The following is a 16,443-nucleotide window of genomic DNA, read 5'->3' as shown; positions in this document are numbered from 1 at the left end:
CATAACCCTTCGTAAAGCCTGCTGCGTGCATTGCCGCGACACGATTACGCTCCGAGACCGCCCAGGAACATTCCGGTAAGGGCGCCCGCCACCATGAAGGGGCCGAACGGAAAAGCGTCCCGGCCGCTCGCCCGGCCCCGCAGCACAAGGCCGAGGCCGTACACGGCGCCGTAGAGAAAGCCGAGGAACGCCCCGGCCATCCATACCCCCCACCCGTACCACCCAAGAGCGACCCCGAGGGGTAGCGCGAGCTTGACGTCCCCGAAGCCGAGCCCGGCCGGGTTGACCACGAAGAGCAGCAGGTACGCCGCCCCCAGCACTCCCCCGCCCAGCAGCGCGAGCCGCCAGGACCCGGCCGCTCCGGGCGCCAGGGCCGCGATCCCGAGCAGCGCGCCCAGGGCGGCGGCCAGGGGCAGGGTCAGCACGTCGGGCAGCCGGTGCACGGCGAGGTCCACCAGTGCGAGCAGCACCAGGACCGGCGCGAGACCCACGAAGACGGCGGTCTCCGGCCGGACCCCGGCGGCCGCGGCCAGTGCCGCGCAGATCAGCGCGGCGGGTACGGCCGTCCGGGTGGGCCCGGGCCCGTAGGAGCGGCCGCGGCACCGCGCGGGCCCCAGCCAGCCGCGCGGGCCGGGGCCCAGCGGATGGCCCTGCGGGCAGCTCGCCCGCCACGGCTCCTGCGGATCCGCGCCCAGCCGGTAGGCGGCCCTGGGCAGGAGCAGCCCGGCGGCCGTGCCGTACCCGGCGGCAAGGATGATCACGACGACGCCCATCTGGCCGACCGTAGGCGCCACCGCCCCTGGGGGCATGGGCCCGGGGGCCCATAGGCTGCCGTCGGCGCGGGCACACGGCATGCGGCATGCCGTGTGCGGCGCAGGGCACACCGACCGAGGGGGCACCGGATGGCACGGCGAGCGCGCTGGCAGGACGGGCCGGGCACGCTCGGCCTCCCGGGGGGCGGCGGGGTACCGCTCCAGATCGCGGCCTCGTATCGCGCGCGGACCCGGGGGCTGCTCGGGCGGGACGGGATCGAGGGCGCGGCGCTGCTGCTGACCCCGGCCGGGAGCGTGCACACCTTCGGGATGCGCTTCGCCATCGACGTGGCCTATCTGGACCGGCGGTTGCGGGTGCTGGCGGTGCGCACGATGGCGCCGGGCAGGCTCGGTCTGCCGAGGCCGCGCTCGCGGCACGTCCTGGAGGCGGCGGCGGGGGCGATGGCCGGGTGGGGGCTGCGCCCCGGGGTGACGGTGGAGGTATCGGCGACGGGGGCGCTGGGACCCGCACCCGGCGCACGGTAAGTTGGGACGGTTGGGCACCGGGCGGGGTGCGGGGATCGTCGGGGAGCAGCTGTGTCAGAGAACGCGCGGGTCAAGGCGTTGGAACAGATCATGTCCGCGACACACGGCGCCGACGAGGACATCGACTGGCCGGCCGCCGAGGCGGTCTGGGGCACCCGGTTCCCCGCCGACTACGTCGCTTTCATGGGCCGTTTCGGCGCGGGCAGCATCAACGGCGAGGCGGGCATCCTGCTGCCGCTGCCCACGTCGGGCCCGCAGTGGGACCCGGCGGAGATGGCCGAGGAGACCGCGAACGCCCGCGCCCTGTGGGCGGCCGAGGGCGGCCGGGCCGCCTTCGACGTCGACCCGGAGTCGATCCTGGCCTGGGGCGTGGTGGGCGGCGCCGACATCCTGTGCTGGCTGACGACCGACCCCGACCCGGACCGCTGGCCGGTTCTGGTCTGCGGCAGGCACACCGCCGAGGTCTTCGCCGTGTATCCGTACGGGATGGCGGAGTTCCTGCTGCGGATGTGCTCCGACGAATTCGACATGAGCCCGGTCGGCATCACCTTCTGGGACGGCGAGCAGCTGGGCTTCGTGCACTGGCGCAAGGCCCAGCGGCGCTGGCAGGAGGGCCGCAACCCCGAGACGGGCGAGCCGGACCCGTACGCGGGCGACTTCGCCGACTGACGGCCACTTCACGCCGCTGCGCCCGTTCCCCCCGGAAACGGGCGTTTCGGCATGTCTACGCGCGTCCGAATTGTTGATCACATATCGGAAAACACCATTCGGAAAAGCATTGCTTGGAGCATTGACCACAAGTGGTGCCCCAACACGACCAATCACCCTTCCCCGGGAGAGAATTCCGGCCAACGGGTCGCGACGGGACACCACCACCCGGAGCAACCCATAAGTAATGTCGGGCTCCAAAAGAAACTCGGGGAATTCTCTCGTGCGACGAAGTACGTTCGGCACGGCCGCTGGCGCGGTCGTGCTAGCTCTGCTCGTTCCGCTGGCCGGATGCGGTTCCACCGCGGGTGACGGCGACGGTACGACGCTCCACCTGGTCGCCGCCGAATACGGCGACGGCCCGGGCACCAGCTCCAAGGCCTTCTGGGACAAGGTGACGGCCGATTTCACCGCTCAGCACCCCGCCGTCAAGGTGGAGGTGAAACTCCTGCCGTGGGCCGACATCGACCGTGAGGTCGGCAAAATGGTCAAGGCGGGCAAGGCGCCCGACATGGCCCTCATGGGCTCGTACTCGGACTTCGCGGCCGAGGGCAAGCTGTACTCCGCCGACGAACTGCTCTCGGTCACGGCCGAGGCGAACTTCCTGCCGCCGCTCGCCGAGGCGGGCTCGGTCGGCAACACCCTCTACGGCCTGCCCTTCGTGGCGAGCAGCCGCCTCCTCTTCTACAACGAGTCCCTCTTCACGAAGGCCGGGGTCAGCGCCCCCAAGACCTGGTCGGACCTCAAGGCCGCGGCCAAGGCCCTCAAGGACAAGGGCGTGAAGTTCCCGTACGCCATGCCGCTGGGCCCGGAGGAGGCGCACGCGGAGGCGCTGATCTGGGAGCTGAGCAACGGCGGCGGCTACGCCGACAGCAGCGGCAACTACAGCCTGGCCTCGGACCAGAACATCCAGGCCTTCCGCTGGATCAGGGACAACCTCGTCACCCCGGGCCTGCTCGGACCGGTGCCGCCCGCGCAGCTCAACCGCCAGGACGCCTTCGCGGCGTTCCTGCGCGGCGAGGTCGGCATGCTCAACGGCTACCCGTCGCTCGCTTACGCGGCGAAGAGCCGGGGCATCAGCGTCGGCACGGTGAACATGCCGGTCAACGACACGCTGAGCAGCGGTGAGACCCCGCCGACCGTGGGTGTCGCGGACTGGATGGCGGCCTTCAAGCAGAACGGCCACCGCGCGCAGATCGGTCAGTTCCTGGACTACGTCTACCAGGACAAGAACCTCTCCGACTTCGCGGGCCGCTACCACCTGCTGCCCTCCACCCTGTCCGCGTCCGCCACCCCGTCGCGCGACGGCCTCGACAAGACGGACGAGCAGTTCCTGACCGCCCTGCGCGGCGCCCAGCTCTACCCGGTCAACGACCCTTCCTGGGTGAGCGTCAGCGACATCATCAAGCGCAACATCGGCCGCGCCGTGGACCCGTCCGGCGGTGACCCGAAGGGCGTCCTGGAGGGCATCGCCCAAAAGGCCCGCGAAGCGGGCAAGACCCACTGAAGCACCCTTGCACCAGGGACTTCCGGACCTCCGCCGCAGCCCATCCCTTGCGGCAGCACGGCTGTCACGGCGCTCGATCCGAGGCCGCGGCCCGGTCGCTCGCACCCCGCCCACAAGGCGCGCGGAGCGGCTGGCCCTCCCCTCCCCTCCCCTCCCCTTTCCCTGCCTCCCTGCCTCCCTGCCTCCCTGCCTGCCTGCCTGCCTCTGCCTGCCTGCCTGCCTGCCACGAGGCGTCAGCGCGGGCCGTTGCTCGTGGAGAAGGCCGTGCGGTACTGCTCGCAGCTGGAGTCCCAGCGCAGGGTGCCGCCGAGCGTGCCGTAACCGGAACGGGTGGCGGACCACTCGACGGTGTACTCCCCCGTGTCACATGCGATCCGCTTGTCCCCGCCCACCGTGACGCGCCCGGTGGCCGGGCGGCCCTTGGACTCGTCGCGGATCTCGGCCGCCTTCGTCCCGTCGGCCCGGCGCACCACCGCGTAGAGCGTGAAGGGGTGCTTGCCGTTCTTGGTGGTGACGGCCTTCTTCACCAGGGTGGAGTCCGACACCGACCAGGCGAACTCGAACTTCGGCTGCCACGCCAGCGTCTTGGGGTCGGCCTTCTTCGTCTCCCACTCGGGGGCGCCGGAGGGGCCCGCGGCGGGGACCGTCTTGTACTGGACCCCGGGGTGGAAGCGGAACTGCGCCTCCAGCTTGTGCATCTCGTCCTTGGTCCACACGGTCTTCATGGTCTTCTCGCCGCCTGCCGGGTCTTGCAGGTACGACGCCGGACCGTCGGCCGCCGCAGCCTGCACGAGGGCGGGCGCGAGGGCCGCGGCGGCGGTGGCGAGGGCGACGGCGGCGATACGGGTGCGCTTCATGGGCTGCCCAACGGACCCCCGCGGCGGGCCGGAACGACGCCGGGTCCGCGTTCACTCGTACGGGAGAGCGCCGAGGTGACGCACTCGGGTACGCCAGGAATATGGTCTGCCCGGGGGCCGTTGGCGCTGCTGAGACAGCAGGGACGATCTCGACCGCTTCCAGGGGGACTTCGCATGGGCGTACAGGTGGACGGAACGGTGGCGGCGGGCTGGGAAGGCGTCCGGGAGGAGTTCACGGACTTCGCCACCACCCAGGCGGTCCCTCCGGAGGCCCAGCTGGCGGTGCGCCACCGGGGGCGCCTGGTGGTGGACCTGTGGGCGGGCGAGGACACGGACGGGGACACCCTGTCCGGGGTGTACTCGATCACGAAGGGCGCGGCCCACCTGGTCGTGGCCCTGCTCGTGCAGGAGGGCGTACTGGACCTGGAACGTCCGGTGTCGGCGTACTGGCCGGAGTTCACCGGGTACGGCAACGAGCGCCTCACGCTGCGCCAGCTGATCTCCCACCAGTCCGGGCTGATCAACACGCCGGAGGGGTTCACCCTCGGCGAGGTCGCGGACGACGCGCTGATCGCGGCCCGGCTGGCCGGGCAGAAGCCGTACTGGGAGCCCGGGACGGCGTACGGCTACCACGCCTTCGTGATCGGAGCGCTGACCGGCGAAGTGGTGCGCCGGGCGACCGGGAAGTCCCTCCAGGAGGTCTACGAGGAGCGCATCCGGGCCCCGTACGGGCTGGACCTGTACCTCGGCCTCCCGGCGGAGCTGGAGCCGCGCTGGAAGCCGGTGCTGCCCCAGGTGCCGACGGCGGAGGGGCTGGCGGCACTGGTGGCCGGCCCGGTGCCGCCGAAGCTGATGGAGACCGCCTTCAACTGGCACATCAAGCCCGCGATGGACCTGGTGGGCTTCGCGAACGACCCCGGGGTGAAGTCCCGCGGCCCGGCCTCGGCGGGCGGCACGGGTACGGCGCGCGGGGTCGCGGGGCTGTTCGCGGCGGCGATCGGGGAGCAGGCCGGGCGGCCCGCGCTGCTCACGCCGGCGACGGCGGCCGAGTTCGCGAAGCTGCACACCCCCGGTGACGACCTGGTGACACCGGATAAGGATCATTTCGGACTGGGCTTCGAGCAGCAGCCGGCGGTCGGGCCGCAGGCCTTCGGCCACTGCGGAGCCTCGGGAGGTCTGGGCTTCGCCGACCCGGTCACCGGGGTGGCGTACGGCTACACGCGCCGCCGCTTCAATTTCCCGGGCGGCGCGGCGGCGGAGAACGGGCCGCTGACGGCGGCGGTGCTGAAGGCCGCCCGGGGCTGACGCCGGTCCTGGGCGGCGCCGGTCCTGGGCTGACGCCGGTCCTGGGCTGACGCCGGTCCTGGGCTGACGCCGGTCCTGGGCTGACGCCGGTCCTAGGCGGCGCGGGTCAGACGGCTCAGGCCTGGCCGGTCTCGAAGCGGCTGATCCGGCCGTCGTCGGTGACCACGAACCGCCAGGCGGTGCGCATCGCGCCCCAGGTGGAGTTGCTGTAGTTCACGACGAGCGCGTGTCCGCCGGCGGATTCGGACTCGACGTCCATGTGGCCGCTGGAGCCGAAGATCTCCTTGTCGGTCCACTGCCGGAGGTCGCGGTCCGAACCGTCGTCGGACATGGTCGTGTCCGGCGTGAGCAGCGCCAGGGCGGCCCCCTTGTCGCCCGCGTTGACGGCGGTGACGAAGGCACGGACGACGGGGTCGGTCAGCTGGGCGGGAGCGAGGGTCACGGGTGGCCTCCTGGTCGGCGCAAGGACGTACGGGCGACCAGGGAACACCGGTGGCGGGCCCGGGAACACCTGTGGCGGCCCCGGGGCCCGGATCCTCACCCGTTCGCCCGCCGACGGCGTGTCAGGGGGCCGTGCGGACCGGGAAGCCGGTCCGGCGGCCCTGCTCCGAAATCCAGGGCAGCACCTGGTCCAGGGCCTCCACGGTCTGCGCGCGGTTGCCGCCGCCGTCGTGGAAGAGGACGGTCGGTCCGTTGCCGAGCTGCTTCTTGAAAGCGTTCACGATGGCGGCGGTGCCCGGCTTCCCGAAGTCCTTCGTGTCGACGTTCCAGCCGAGCGGACGCATGCCCGCGGCCGCCGCGAGCGCCCGGCTCTCCGGGGTGAACGCCCCGCCCGGCGCGCGGTAGTACCCGACCTTCGCGCCACCCCCGGCCGCGTCCTCGATCATCTTCTGGGCGTCGAGGATCTGCCGCTTCTGGTAGTCGACCGGTTTCTTCCCCATGCGGATGTCGTGGTCCGTGGTGTGGTCGCAGAGCCGGTTGCCGTCGGCGACGACCTGCTTCACCAGATCGGGGCGGGCCCGGGCCCGCGGCCCGATCATGCAGAAGGTCGCCTTGGCTCCGTGCTTGCGGAGCACCTCCAGCACCTTCGGCGTCCAGGCCGGGTCGGGACCGTCGTCGATGGTGATGTCGACGGCGTCGCGGCCCGCTTCCGAGGCGTGCGCGATGGTGTCGGGCACCCGGTCCGTCCCGTCCGGATCCGCGGGGTCGGCGGGCGGCGCGCCCTTGTCCCGGGAGGCGTTCTCGTGGCGGTGGCCGTCACCGGGGCCGTGCGCGGGCGCGGCCACCGTGGCCACACCCCAGACCGTCGCGGCGACGGTCGCGACGGCTGTCGCGGCGGCTGTCCGGGCCCGGGTTCCCCGTTTCGTCGTGCCTGCCATGCACCCTCCGCTCCCCAAGCTGCTGTACGTGTCTGAGGGGGAGGACGACGCCCAACAGCGAAGGGTTGCGGCAGATTTGCACATAAAGCCCTGATAACTAGATCTTGGTCACTGATCGTCCCAGTTGGCGCCCCGACGGAAACCGCGCCGGACCACCTGAACCCCCACCCGCCGGCCCGGGAGCCGAGACCCCGACGGCGCCGGGAGGTTCGGTCGGCGACCCGCGGGCGCGGGGACGGCGAACAGCCCGGCCCCCGTGGACGCGTCCACGGGGGCCGGGCTGTCGTACGGCAGGCGGGTGCGGCCGTCAGTGGGCCACGGAGGCCTGTACGTTCGCCGCGGCCGCGGCGCCGTCGGCGTCCTTGGAGCCGGCCGCCGCGGGACCCGCGCCCCGCAGCGGGACCTCCTTGACGAACCAGGCGGCGACGAAACCGATGAGCGCGATGCCCGCGCCGAGCAGGAACGCGGAGTGCGTACCGGCGGCCACCGCGTGCTGGTAGGCGTCACGGACGACCTCCGGCAGCTTGGCCAGGCTGGCGGCGTCCAGCTGCGCGGAGCCCGACTTCGCGGCGGCCTCCGGACCGAGCCGGTCGGTCATGGTCCGGGTGACCTGCGAGGTGAACAGCGAGCCCATCAGGGCCACACCGAAGGAGCCGCCGAGGGTACGGAAGAGGGTGGCCGAGGAGGACGCGACGCCCATGTCCTTCATGTCCACGCTGTTCTGCGCGACGAGCATGGTGATCTGCATCAGGAATCCGAGGCCCGCACCGAGGACCGCCATGTAGACGCCGGACATCAGGCGGCTGGTGCTGGTGTCCATCGTCGCGAGGAGGAAGAGGCCCACGACCATCAGCGCGCCGCCGAGGATCGGGAACATCTTGTACTTGCCGCTGCTGGTGGTGATCCGGCCCGCGACGAGGGAGATGACCATCATCGAGAGCAGCATCGGCAGGAGCAGCAGGCCCGAGTTGGTGGCCGAGGCGCCCTGCACCGACTGCTGGAAGAGCGGGAGGTAGAGCACGCCGCCGAACATCGCGAAGCCGACGAGGAAGCCGATCACCGACATGAGGGTGAAGTTGCGGCTGCGGAAGATGTGCAGCGGCATGACCGGCTCGGCGGCCTTGGTCTCGACGTAGAGGAACGCCGCGATGGACAGGACGCCGGTGACGATCAGGCCGATGATCTCGGCGGAGGCCCAGGCGTACTCGGTGCCGCCCCAGGTGGTGACCAGGACGGTGGAGGTGATGGCGACGGTGAGCAGCGCGGCGCCCAGGTAGTCGATCTTGCCCTTGGCCTTCTTCTTGGGCAGGTGCAGGACCGCGGTCACCATCGCGAGCGCGACGGCGCCGAGCGGGAGGTTGATGTAGAAGGACCAGCGCCAGCCCATGTGGTCGGTGATGGTGCCGCCGACGAGCGGACCGCCGATCATGGCGAGGGCCATCACGCCGGCCATCATGCCCTGGTACTTGCCGCGCTCACGGGGCGGGATCAGGTCACCGATGATCGCCATGACGCCGACCATCAGACCGCCCGCGCCGAGACCCTGGATCGCACGGAAGCCGATCAGCTGGCCCATGTCCTGGGCCATGCCGCTGAGCACCGAGCCGATCAGGAAGATGACGATCGAGGTGAGGAAGGAGCCCTTCCGCCCGTACATGTCGCCGATCTTGCCCCAGATCGGGGTGGAGGCGGCGGTGGCGAGGGTGTAGGCGGTGACCACCCAGGAGAGGTGCTCCAGGCCGCCCAGCTCGCCGACGATGGTCGGCATCGCCGTACCGATGATCATGTTGTCCAGCATTGCCAGCAGCATGGCGATCATGAGCGCGAGCAGCACGACGCGCACGCTGCGCGGCTTGGGTCCGTCCGCGGGCACCGCCATTCCCGCTCCGGGCTCCGCCTGTGATGTCTTGCTCATGTCCGTCCCACTCCCCATGGCGCCCGGGCACTTACTTGCCGCCCGGCTAGTTCACTACACTGAGGAAAGTAGACCCGTAACTAGCCGGGCGTCAAGTAAGTAAATGGAGAGTGCCCCATGTCCAGCAGTCCGCAGCCGCGCCGTGGCAACACGCGCCAGCTCATCCAGGACGTCGCACTGGAGCTCTTCGCCGAGCAGGGGTACGAGAAGACGTCACTGCGCGAGATCGCGGAGCGGCTGGAGGTCTCGAAGGCGGCGCTGTACTACCACTTCAAGACCAAGGAAGAGATCCTGATCAGCATCTTCGACGACACGACCCGCCCGATCGACGAGCTGATCGTGTGGGCCGGTGAGCAGCCGCACACCCTGGCCACGAAGCGGGAGCTGCTCCGCCGCTACAGCGAGGCGATGCGCTCGGGCGCACAGCTGTACCGGTTCATGCAGGAGAACCAGGCGACGATGCGCGAGCTCAGCATCGGCGAGATCGTCAAGAAGCGGATGCTGAAGATGGTCGACCTGCTGCGCACGGACGAGGCGCCGCTGCAGGACCAGGTGCGCTGCGTGAGCGCGATCTTCACGCTGCACGCGGGGATGATGTTCCTCCAGCACGTCGAGGCCGACCCGGAGGAGACCCGGCTGGCGGCGCTCGAGGTCGCGACGGACCTGATCACGCGGGCGCACCAGTAGCGGGTGGGGCCGGGCGGCGATCAGGGGGGCGGGGTCGGGCGCGGGGCGGGGCGAGGTCGGGCGCCGGGCGTCGACCACTCGATCGAGGGATTCGCTCACCGGAAGACTACCCTCCGTCACGATGCCGGTTACTTTTGGTGACGAGCGCTGGTCGGACGGTACCTGCGCCGGAGCCGAAGGGCAGTCCCCCATGAGCGTCACCACCCGGTCTCCCTCCCACGGCGGCACCGTGCGGCGAGCCGTACTGGCCGGGGTGATCACACTGGCGGCGGCCGCGGCCGCCTTCCCCCCGTCGGCGGCGGCGTCCACACCCGTGTCCGCCGTCACGCCGCTCGCCTATGTGGCGCTCGGGGATTCCTACAGCGCGAACAGCTTCGTCAGACCCTGGGCGGGCGGCGGCTGCGGACAGTCCGAGATCAACTACCCCAAGCAGGTGGGTCACCGCCTCAAGGTGAGCCTCAAGGACGTGACCTGCGGGGCGGCCGAAGTGCGGGCAGGGGTGCTGGAGCCCCAGACCCGGCTGTCCGGCCCACCCACCGTGCCACCCGCGGGCGGCTGGAAGGCCCGGCCGGCCCAGATCGAGGCGGTGACGGCGGACACCTCCCTGGTCAGCGTGGGCATCGGGGGCAATTCGATCGGCTTCGCGGGCATCGTGCAGCAGTGCGTGGAGCGCGGGCTGCGTGCCTTCGGGCTGGGCCACCCCTGCGCGGACCATTACACGAAGGGTGAGGGAGCGGCGGCGCTGGACCGCCGGTTCACCACCATGGAACGGGACGTCGCCTCGATGCTCGACGGCATCCACGCCCGCGCTCCCCGGGCCGGGATCGCGGTGGTGGGCTATCCGGCGATCGTGGACGACGGCTCCGGCTGCGGCCTGGGCGTGTGGCACCAGCTCGGCACCATCACCAGGGGCGACATGACCTGGATGGACTCCCTGGAGCGGCGGCTCAACACGGCGCTGCGCGACCAGTCCGCCCGTGCCCACGTGCGCTACGTCGACACCTACGCCTCCAGCGTCGGGCACGGAGTCTGCGCGAGCGCCGAGACCCGCTGGATGTACGGGCTCAAGGACCACCTCACCGGCGAGGGCACCCAGGGCGACCCGCCCGCCGACATCTGCAGACTGATCCCGGCCGACGGCGAGGCCGCCTGCACCTTCCTCCACCCGAACCTGCGCGGCGCGACCCACCAGGCCGACGACGTCACCAAGGCCCTCCTCGCCCTGGGCGCCGCCCCCCGGACCTGACCGGGGAAGATGAGTAGCCGTACTCACGCCCCGTCCTTCGCGCCTCCATACGATCAACGAGTCATAGGCGCGGACGCGGGTGGGGTGGGAGAGGCACATGGGGCTCAGTTCAGAGTGGGAGCAGCTGTTCGGCTCCGGCGCGGCAATGACGCTGTCTTCGGCCACGGCCCCGGGTCCGGCGGGCGGGGGCAACCCGGACCTCAAGGCGAGCCAGGGCCCGTGGACCGGAGCTTCCGCGGTGGCCTCGGACCTGACCGGGAGCACCAATGCGGCCGTGACCCGGCTGGACACCTCGCACGACGGTGTGGTCCCCACCCTTGAGGGCTTCATGCTGCCGGCGGTCCTCGGCGAGGTGCGGACGTCGTGGAAGGGGCGCCTGGAGGACGTACGGGCCGAATGCGCGCGCCTGGAAGGGACGCTGCGCACCGCGGGCAAGGAATTCGGCGAGATCGACGTGAAGATCAAGCAGTCCTTCGCCGGTCTGCGGCCCGGGAGCCGGTGACCGCGCCGTGATGACCTGGCAGCACCTGAAGGACCTGAAGCGCTCGGAGTTCGAGGAGGCCGCGGACGGCTGGGGCGATGTCAGCAGCCGTGCGTACTCGGCCAAGGAGCGCGTCGAGAACGAGATGCTCGCGAAGCTGCGGGACACGCAACAGGGCGAGTCCGCCACGGCCGCGCTGGAGGCTCTCGCTCAACTGGCCCGCAACTACGAGTACATCCATGCCGAATGCGGGCTCGCCCGTACGGCGTTGAACGGTTTCGCCAGCGAGGTCGCCGCCCCGCAGAACCTCCTGGCGGGCGCGCTCGGCGAGGCCGCCGCGCTCGGTTTCACCGTCCACCAGGACGGTTCCGTCTCCTACCCGGCGGGTGCGCCCTCCTCCCCCTACCTCAAGCCGGCCGATGGCGGTACGGCCACCTCGGCCACCGGCCTCGCCCCCTTCCCGGGAGGAGGGCAGGCCCCGCTACTGAACCCGAACAAGGCGAAGGCCGAAGCCATCGCGGACCGCATCGCGTCGGCCTGCCGTGCGGCGGCCGAGATCGACTCCCGCTACCGCCAGGCCTTGTCCGCCCTCAAGGCGGACCGCGGCCTGAGGGTCGACGACGCGGTGTGGGCGGACGCGGCCCAGGACCTGGGGCGCATGAAGGACGCGGCGGGCAAGTACCTCAAGGACGGGGACGTCCCGCACGGCAAGTCCCCGGCGGAGAACGCCGCCTGGTGGAACGGCCTCGACCAGGAACACCGCGACGAGTACATCACCCTCTACCCGGCGAGCGTCGGCGCCCTGGACGGCATCCCGTCCGAGATCCGCGACACGGCGAACCGCGTCGTCCTGGCGGAGGCCCACGGGACGACGCAGATGGACCTGGCCGCGCTGCGCGCGAAGGAGCCACCCCGGTACGAGAAGTACATCAGCCCGATCACGGGGCGCGAGGTCAAGGGCGCGGAGGTCGAGTCGAAGGCGTGGCGGGACTGGAACGGGAAGCAGAAGGAGCTGCAAGGCCGCCTGAACGGGATGGACAGGATCCAGGAACGCCTGTCGGCCTCCGAACCCGGCCGTCGCCCGGAGGGCTACCTTCTTGGCTTCGACAACAGCAAGTTGGGCAAGGCCATCGTCTCGATCGGCAACCCGGACACGGCGGAGAACGTGGTGACGTACGTGCCGGGGACGGGGGCGAACCTGGCGGGGATCAAGGGGGATCTGGAACGCGCCGGAGATCTCCAGAGCGCGGCGGCGAAGGCGGCGCCGGGGCAGCAGACGGCGTCGATCCTCTGGCTCGGCTACGACGCGCCCCAGAGCATCGTCACGGACGCTACGAGCGAGAAGTACGCCGACGCGGCACAAGGGTCTCTGAGCCGCTTCCTCACCGGGATCGACACCGCCCACTCGGGCGGCCCCGTCAATTCCACCGTCCTCGGACACAGCTACGGCACGCTGGTCGCCGGTAAGGCACTGGCCGGGCACCCCGACCTCCCGGTGGACAACGTCGTCTTCGTGGGCAGCCCGGGTGTCGGCGTGGACCACGCGAAAGATCTGGGAGTTCCGCCGGATCACGTCTGGGCGGCTACGGCCGAGAACGACTGGATCAATATCGCCCCGACGCCCAACGCGGCGCTCGGCTCGGCTCTCGGTCCGCTGAACCCGCTGGGAGCCATCGAGTTCTGGGACGATCACTCCATCCTCTACGGGACCGATCCCACCACGGACGACTTCGGCGGGCGGACATTCGAAGTAGATCCGGGCAAACGCTTCCTCTCGGACGGCCTGATGCCGGCGCACTCTCAGTACTGGCAGGGCGATTCATTGAGGAACATGGGACGCATCGTGACGGGACAGGCGAGATGAGTACACGCAAGGCAATGGCGGCCATGCTGTTGGGGCTGACGCTCACCCTGACGGCATGTGGAGGAGCGGGGAACCAGAGGATCACCATGGATGACCAGCAGGCCATCACACGCGCCGAGGAGATCGCCCACCAGGCCTTGGGCGCCATGTCGCCGAAGCCCCTACCCAAGCGGGATGGCCGCTACGGTGTCGGCGCTTGTCTCGCGGACTCCGGCCCCAGCGAGCGCGAGCAGGTGCACATCAGCTATCGACTCGAAGGCGTTCCGGGTTCCGTCAGCCAGCAGCTCGTCCGCCAAGCCCGAGACGCCTGGGTCGCACAGGGGTACAAGTTCAAGACCGAGAGCGGGGACGGAGACTGGTCCAAGCCGGATCCGTACGTCAGCATGCGTACCGTGCCCGACGACTTCTGGATGGAACTCGAAGTCAGCGTGAGGGACAAGGCCACAGGCGATGGCGTCGCCTACATCACGGTCACGTCGCCCTGCTACTTCCCGAAGTCCGGAAAGACTGCCTCCCCGCCTCCGCGCGCGCTGTCCGCCGACGATGCCTCCCAGCAGCGGGTACTCGCCCACTCCAGCCGGATTTACGACGCCCTGCGCGTCCCGCACGCCCCATCCGGCGCCACGGAGCTGCGCACGGTCGAGGACGACAGCGCCACATACGTCCACCACGCCTGGGCGACCGCGCCACTGACCGAGGACCGAGCGGCCAGGGCAATGGCGCGGGCACGGGCGTATTTCGAGGGCTCGGGCTGGCGCGTGCGCACCGTCCCCAGCCGCATGGTGGCACTCCATCCGGCCGACGAGGTCGTGGCTCAGCTGGCGCCCGGGCACGACGGTGCCCTCCTGGTGGGTATCACGGGCCCGGCCGTTGCCGTACTGCGGGCCGAGGCCTGACGCGCGAGCCGTCACGCGGACAGGTACCGCGCGGCACCGGACACGGGCAGGGTGGCCCAGGTGCGGGTGCCGCCGCCCGGCTCGCGGGATTCCCCGAAGCCCCAGGCTCCGTCGCAGTCCCGGACGACCGCCGCCATCACCCGCAGCGCCGCCCGCCGCCGGGCCTCGCAGTGCGCGGCCAGTCGGGGGTGGGCGTGGGACGCGTGGCCGTCGTAGACGGTCAGCCGGAGCGAGTCCTCGCGGTAGCGGACGGCGAGATACAGGCTCCGCCCGGGGTCCAGGTGCCAGGCGGCCGCGATGAGTTCACCGGTGACCTGCACGGCCGCAGGTGCGAGCGGGTCGAGCCGGTGCGCGTGGAGGACCGAGCGGACGGTGGTCCGGGCGATCTGGGCGCTGTACGGCTCCCCGGGCACGATGAGGCTGCACGTCAGCCCGTGGGGCGACGGGGGTGCGTCGCCAGTGGGCGCGGGCGGGGACACCGGGCAGGAACTGAATCGGCTGGTCGGGTGATCGAGCATCACGGACTCCGTGGCGTTACGCGGCTGTTGTTGCCGATGCGGGTGGAGCGGGGGTGTGGCCTGCCGCTGCGCCATGCGCATGGCGCAGCGGTGCACTTCAACTCCCCTATGTGAGTAGTGCGTTACCTACCGTAGGGGACGCGGGGCGCAATTGTGCCCGTGCTCACAGAAATTTTCACGGCCGTCGCCAAGAGTCCCTTCAAACCGCCAGACTGCAGGCATGACAGCCAGGACCTCCCCCACGGAACGACAGCGGCGCGTGGGCGCGGAGTTGCGCAGGATGCGCGTCATGGCGGACGTTTCCGCCGAGTCGGCAGCTGGAGTACTCGGCGTCAGCCGCTCACAACTGTCCTCGATCGAACAAGGCCTGCGGGCCGTCAGCGAGGAGCGTCTGCGTACCCTGGCGATCCACTGCGGCGTGACGGACGAGACGTACGTCGATAGCCTCGCCACGCTGGCGTACCCCCCGGAGCGCGGCTGGTGGGAGGCTTACCGTGGCGCGATCCCGTCCGGATTGCTTGATGTCGCCGAGCTGGAATGGCACGCCACCCGCCTTCGCACCGTGCAGACCGTGCACCTCCCGGGGCTCCTCCATCAGGGCGCCTACGCCCGCGCGGTATTCGGCTCGGTGATCCCGGCGCTGGCGGCTTCCGAGGTCGAGTTGCGTGTGGCCCAGCGAATGCAGCGACGGCAAGTACTTGAAGGCGACAACGCCCGCGAGTACGAGGGGTACGTCCACGAGGCCGCCCTGCGGATGCAGTTCGGCGGCCGACGGGCCACACGGGAGCAGCTGGAACACCTCTGCGAGGTGTCGGAATGGGACAACATCACGCTGCGCGTGCTGTCTGTCGAGGCCGGGGCGTTCCCCGGCGCCGGGCACGCCATGCTCTACGCCGAGGGCGCGGTCCGCCGACTGGACACGGTGCAACTCGACTCGGCGCACGGCCCGGAGTTCACCCACACCGAGCCTCAGCTCGCGAAGTACCGGTTCCACCTCGATTGGATGGACCAGCACGCGCTGTCCGTGGACGCATCCCGCGACTACATCCATGCGATCGCCCGCCAACTCTGAGGAGCCACCAATGGCCGACATCACCTGGGAAGACCCGTACTGCGGCGAAGGAAACAACTGCTATCGCATCGGCGTGGACGCGGACGGCAATAGCTACATAGCACTCTCCGGCCAGGAGGACAGATACCTCACGGACAGCGGCGACGCGCTGCGCCAACTGATCCGGGACATCAAGGCCGGGAAGGCAGACCACCTCCTGGACGGATGAAACCGGTGAGGGTGTCGACGTAGGCGTCCGGGCGGGTGACATGCGGGACGTGTCCGGCCCCGTCCAGGGTCCGCACCTGCGCCTGGCCGAGCGCGGCGGCGAGTTTGCCGATGATCACCGGGAACCACGGCGGGCTCTCGGTGCCCTTGGTCAGCAGTGCGGGGCCCGTGTAGGCGGCGAGGCGGCTGAGGTCGAGGCGGGCCCAGTCCGGGTCCGCCTGTTCGTCCGCGAACGTGGGGGCGTTGATGACGAAGGTCTTGCGGATCCGAAGGCGACCTCCTCCACGAAACGTTCCGCGGCGGCCTCGGCCTCACCCGCGCACAGGGCCGCGAGGACGGCATCGATCCTGTCCTGCGTGGCCCGCATCAGCGGCTGTAGCTCCGGGTCGTCGGCCACGATGCCCATGAGCGGGGGCTCGTGGGCCCGTGCCGGTGTTCCGGCATACCCCTCGTGGACATGCAGGAGCCCGAGATCACCTGTTTCGCCGGCCCCTCGGCCCACG

The 16,443-nt window shown here is 70.8% G+C and carries 18 protein-coding genes; 11 read left to right on the top strand and 7 right to left on the bottom strand.

Annotated elements, in window-relative coordinates:
* Nucleotides 1-44: 44 nt before the first annotated feature.
* Nucleotides 45-773, bottom strand: a complete 729-nt coding sequence (locus tag QMF80_RS25660) for a prepilin peptidase (RefSeq protein ID WP_283457163.1) — start codon at nucleotides 771-773, stop codon at nucleotides 45-47.
* 129 nt (nucleotides 774-902) lie between these two features.
* Between QMF80_RS25660 and QMF80_RS25655 the strand changes: the two genes are divergently transcribed.
* The 3 genes from QMF80_RS25655 to QMF80_RS25645 all read left to right on the top strand — a co-directional run bounded on the left by QMF80_RS25655 (nucleotide 903) and on the right by QMF80_RS25645 (nucleotide 3,513).
* Nucleotides 903-1,298 (top strand): DUF192 domain-containing protein, encoded by a 396-nt coding sequence (locus QMF80_RS25655; protein ID WP_283457161.1) that lies wholly within the window; start codon nucleotides 903-905, stop codon nucleotides 1,296-1,298.
* A 51-nt stretch (nucleotides 1,299-1,349) separates the two neighbouring features.
* Nucleotides 1,350-1,967 (top strand): SMI1/KNR4 family protein, encoded by a 618-nt coding sequence (locus QMF80_RS25650; RefSeq protein ID WP_283457158.1) that lies wholly within the window; start codon nucleotides 1,350-1,352, stop codon nucleotides 1,965-1,967.
* A 262-nt stretch (nucleotides 1,968-2,229) separates the two neighbouring features.
* Entirely contained in the window at nucleotides 2,230-3,513 is a 1,284-nt protein-coding gene (locus tag QMF80_RS25645; protein ID WP_283457156.1) for an extracellular solute-binding protein, read from the top strand.
* A gap of 233 nt (nucleotides 3,514-3,746) precedes the next feature.
* On the opposite strand, the gene QMF80_RS25640 is transcribed toward QMF80_RS25645, so the two are convergent.
* Nucleotides 3,747-4,370, bottom strand: a complete 624-nt coding sequence (locus QMF80_RS25640; RefSeq protein ID WP_283457154.1) for a hypothetical protein — start codon at nucleotides 4,368-4,370, stop codon at nucleotides 3,747-3,749.
* Between the two features lie 174 nt (nucleotides 4,371-4,544).
* Here QMF80_RS25640 and QMF80_RS25635 point away from each other — a divergent pair, with 174 nt between their 5' ends.
* Nucleotides 4,545-5,675, top strand: coding sequence for a serine hydrolase domain-containing protein (locus QMF80_RS25635; protein WP_283457152.1), 1,131 nt, complete (start codon nucleotides 4,545-4,547; stop codon nucleotides 5,673-5,675).
* Nucleotides 5,676-5,790: 115 nt separating this feature from the next.
* On the opposite strand, the gene QMF80_RS25630 is transcribed toward QMF80_RS25635, so the two are convergent.
* From QMF80_RS25630 to QMF80_RS25620, 3 genes are all read right to left on the bottom strand, one after another.
* Entirely contained in the window at nucleotides 5,791-6,117 is a 327-nt protein-coding gene (locus QMF80_RS25630) for a nuclear transport factor 2-like protein (protein ID WP_283457150.1), read from the bottom strand.
* A 121-nt stretch (nucleotides 6,118-6,238) separates the two neighbouring features.
* A complete protein-coding gene (locus QMF80_RS25625; protein ID WP_283457148.1) occupies nucleotides 6,239-7,054 on the bottom strand; it encodes a polysaccharide deacetylase family protein in 816 nt (271 codons plus the stop codon).
* Between the two features lie 307 nt (nucleotides 7,055-7,361).
* Nucleotides 7,362-8,969, bottom strand: coding sequence for an MDR family MFS transporter (locus tag QMF80_RS25620; RefSeq protein ID WP_502962914.1), 1,608 nt, complete (start codon nucleotides 8,967-8,969; stop codon nucleotides 7,362-7,364).
* A gap of 117 nt (nucleotides 8,970-9,086) precedes the next feature.
* Between QMF80_RS25620 and QMF80_RS25615 the strand changes: the two genes are divergently transcribed.
* The 5 genes from QMF80_RS25615 (at nucleotide 9,087) to QMF80_RS25595 (ending at nucleotide 14,143) form a co-directional block, all read left to right on the top strand.
* Nucleotides 9,087-9,656: a TetR/AcrR family transcriptional regulator gene (locus tag QMF80_RS25615; protein ID WP_283457146.1), complete on the top strand. Its 570-nt coding sequence runs from the start codon at nucleotides 9,087-9,089 to the stop codon at nucleotides 9,654-9,656.
* 121 nt (nucleotides 9,657-9,777) lie between these two features.
* Nucleotides 9,778-10,902, top strand: coding sequence for an SGNH/GDSL hydrolase family protein (locus tag QMF80_RS25610; protein WP_283457144.1), 1,125 nt, complete (start codon nucleotides 9,778-9,780; stop codon nucleotides 10,900-10,902).
* Nucleotides 10,903-10,999: 97 nt separating this feature from the next.
* Nucleotides 11,000-11,404, top strand: a complete 405-nt coding sequence (locus QMF80_RS25605) for a hypothetical protein (protein WP_283457142.1) — start codon at nucleotides 11,000-11,002, stop codon at nucleotides 11,402-11,404.
* Nucleotides 11,405-11,414: 10 nt separating this feature from the next.
* Entirely contained in the window at nucleotides 11,415-13,247 is a 1,833-nt protein-coding gene (locus tag QMF80_RS25600) for an alpha/beta hydrolase (protein ID WP_283457140.1), read from the top strand.
* Complete coding sequence (locus tag QMF80_RS25595) at nucleotides 13,244-14,143, top strand: hypothetical protein (protein WP_283457138.1); 900 nt, start codon at nucleotides 13,244-13,246, stop codon at nucleotides 14,141-14,143. Before QMF80_RS25600 ends, QMF80_RS25595 begins: the two co-directional genes overlap by 4 nt.
* Before the next feature lie 11 nt (nucleotides 14,144-14,154).
* Here QMF80_RS25595 and QMF80_RS25590 read toward each other — a convergent pair whose 3' ends face one another.
* On the bottom strand, nucleotides 14,155-14,556 hold the full coding sequence (locus tag QMF80_RS25590; protein WP_283457136.1) for an ATP-binding protein: 402 nt from the start codon (nucleotides 14,554-14,556) through the stop codon (nucleotides 14,155-14,157).
* A gap of 325 nt (nucleotides 14,557-14,881) precedes the next feature.
* On the opposite strand from QMF80_RS25590, the gene QMF80_RS25585 reads away from it, so the two are divergent.
* On the top strand, nucleotides 14,882-15,733 hold the full coding sequence (locus QMF80_RS25585) for a helix-turn-helix domain-containing protein (RefSeq protein ID WP_283457134.1): 852 nt from the start codon (nucleotides 14,882-14,884) through the stop codon (nucleotides 15,731-15,733).
* A 10-nt stretch (nucleotides 15,734-15,743) separates the two neighbouring features.
* Nucleotides 15,744-15,941 (top strand): hypothetical protein, encoded by a 198-nt coding sequence (locus QMF80_RS25580; protein ID WP_283457132.1) that lies wholly within the window; start codon nucleotides 15,744-15,746, stop codon nucleotides 15,939-15,941.
* On the opposite strand, the gene QMF80_RS38380 is transcribed toward QMF80_RS25580, so the two are convergent.
* Nucleotides 15,904-16,188 (bottom strand): alpha/beta fold hydrolase, encoded by a 285-nt coding sequence (locus QMF80_RS38380; protein WP_502962917.1) that lies wholly within the window; start codon nucleotides 16,186-16,188, stop codon nucleotides 15,904-15,906. The two genes, QMF80_RS25580 and QMF80_RS38380, sit on opposite strands and share 38 nt — an antisense overlap.
* Nucleotides 16,189-16,443: the final 255 nt, after the last annotated feature.

Origin of the sequence: Streptomyces sp. G-G2, from assembly GCF_030063135.1 — a bacterium.
GTDB lineage: Bacteria > Actinomycetota > Actinomycetes > Streptomycetales > Streptomycetaceae > Streptomyces.
This window is presented reverse-complemented; position numbering and strand designations above follow the sequence as displayed.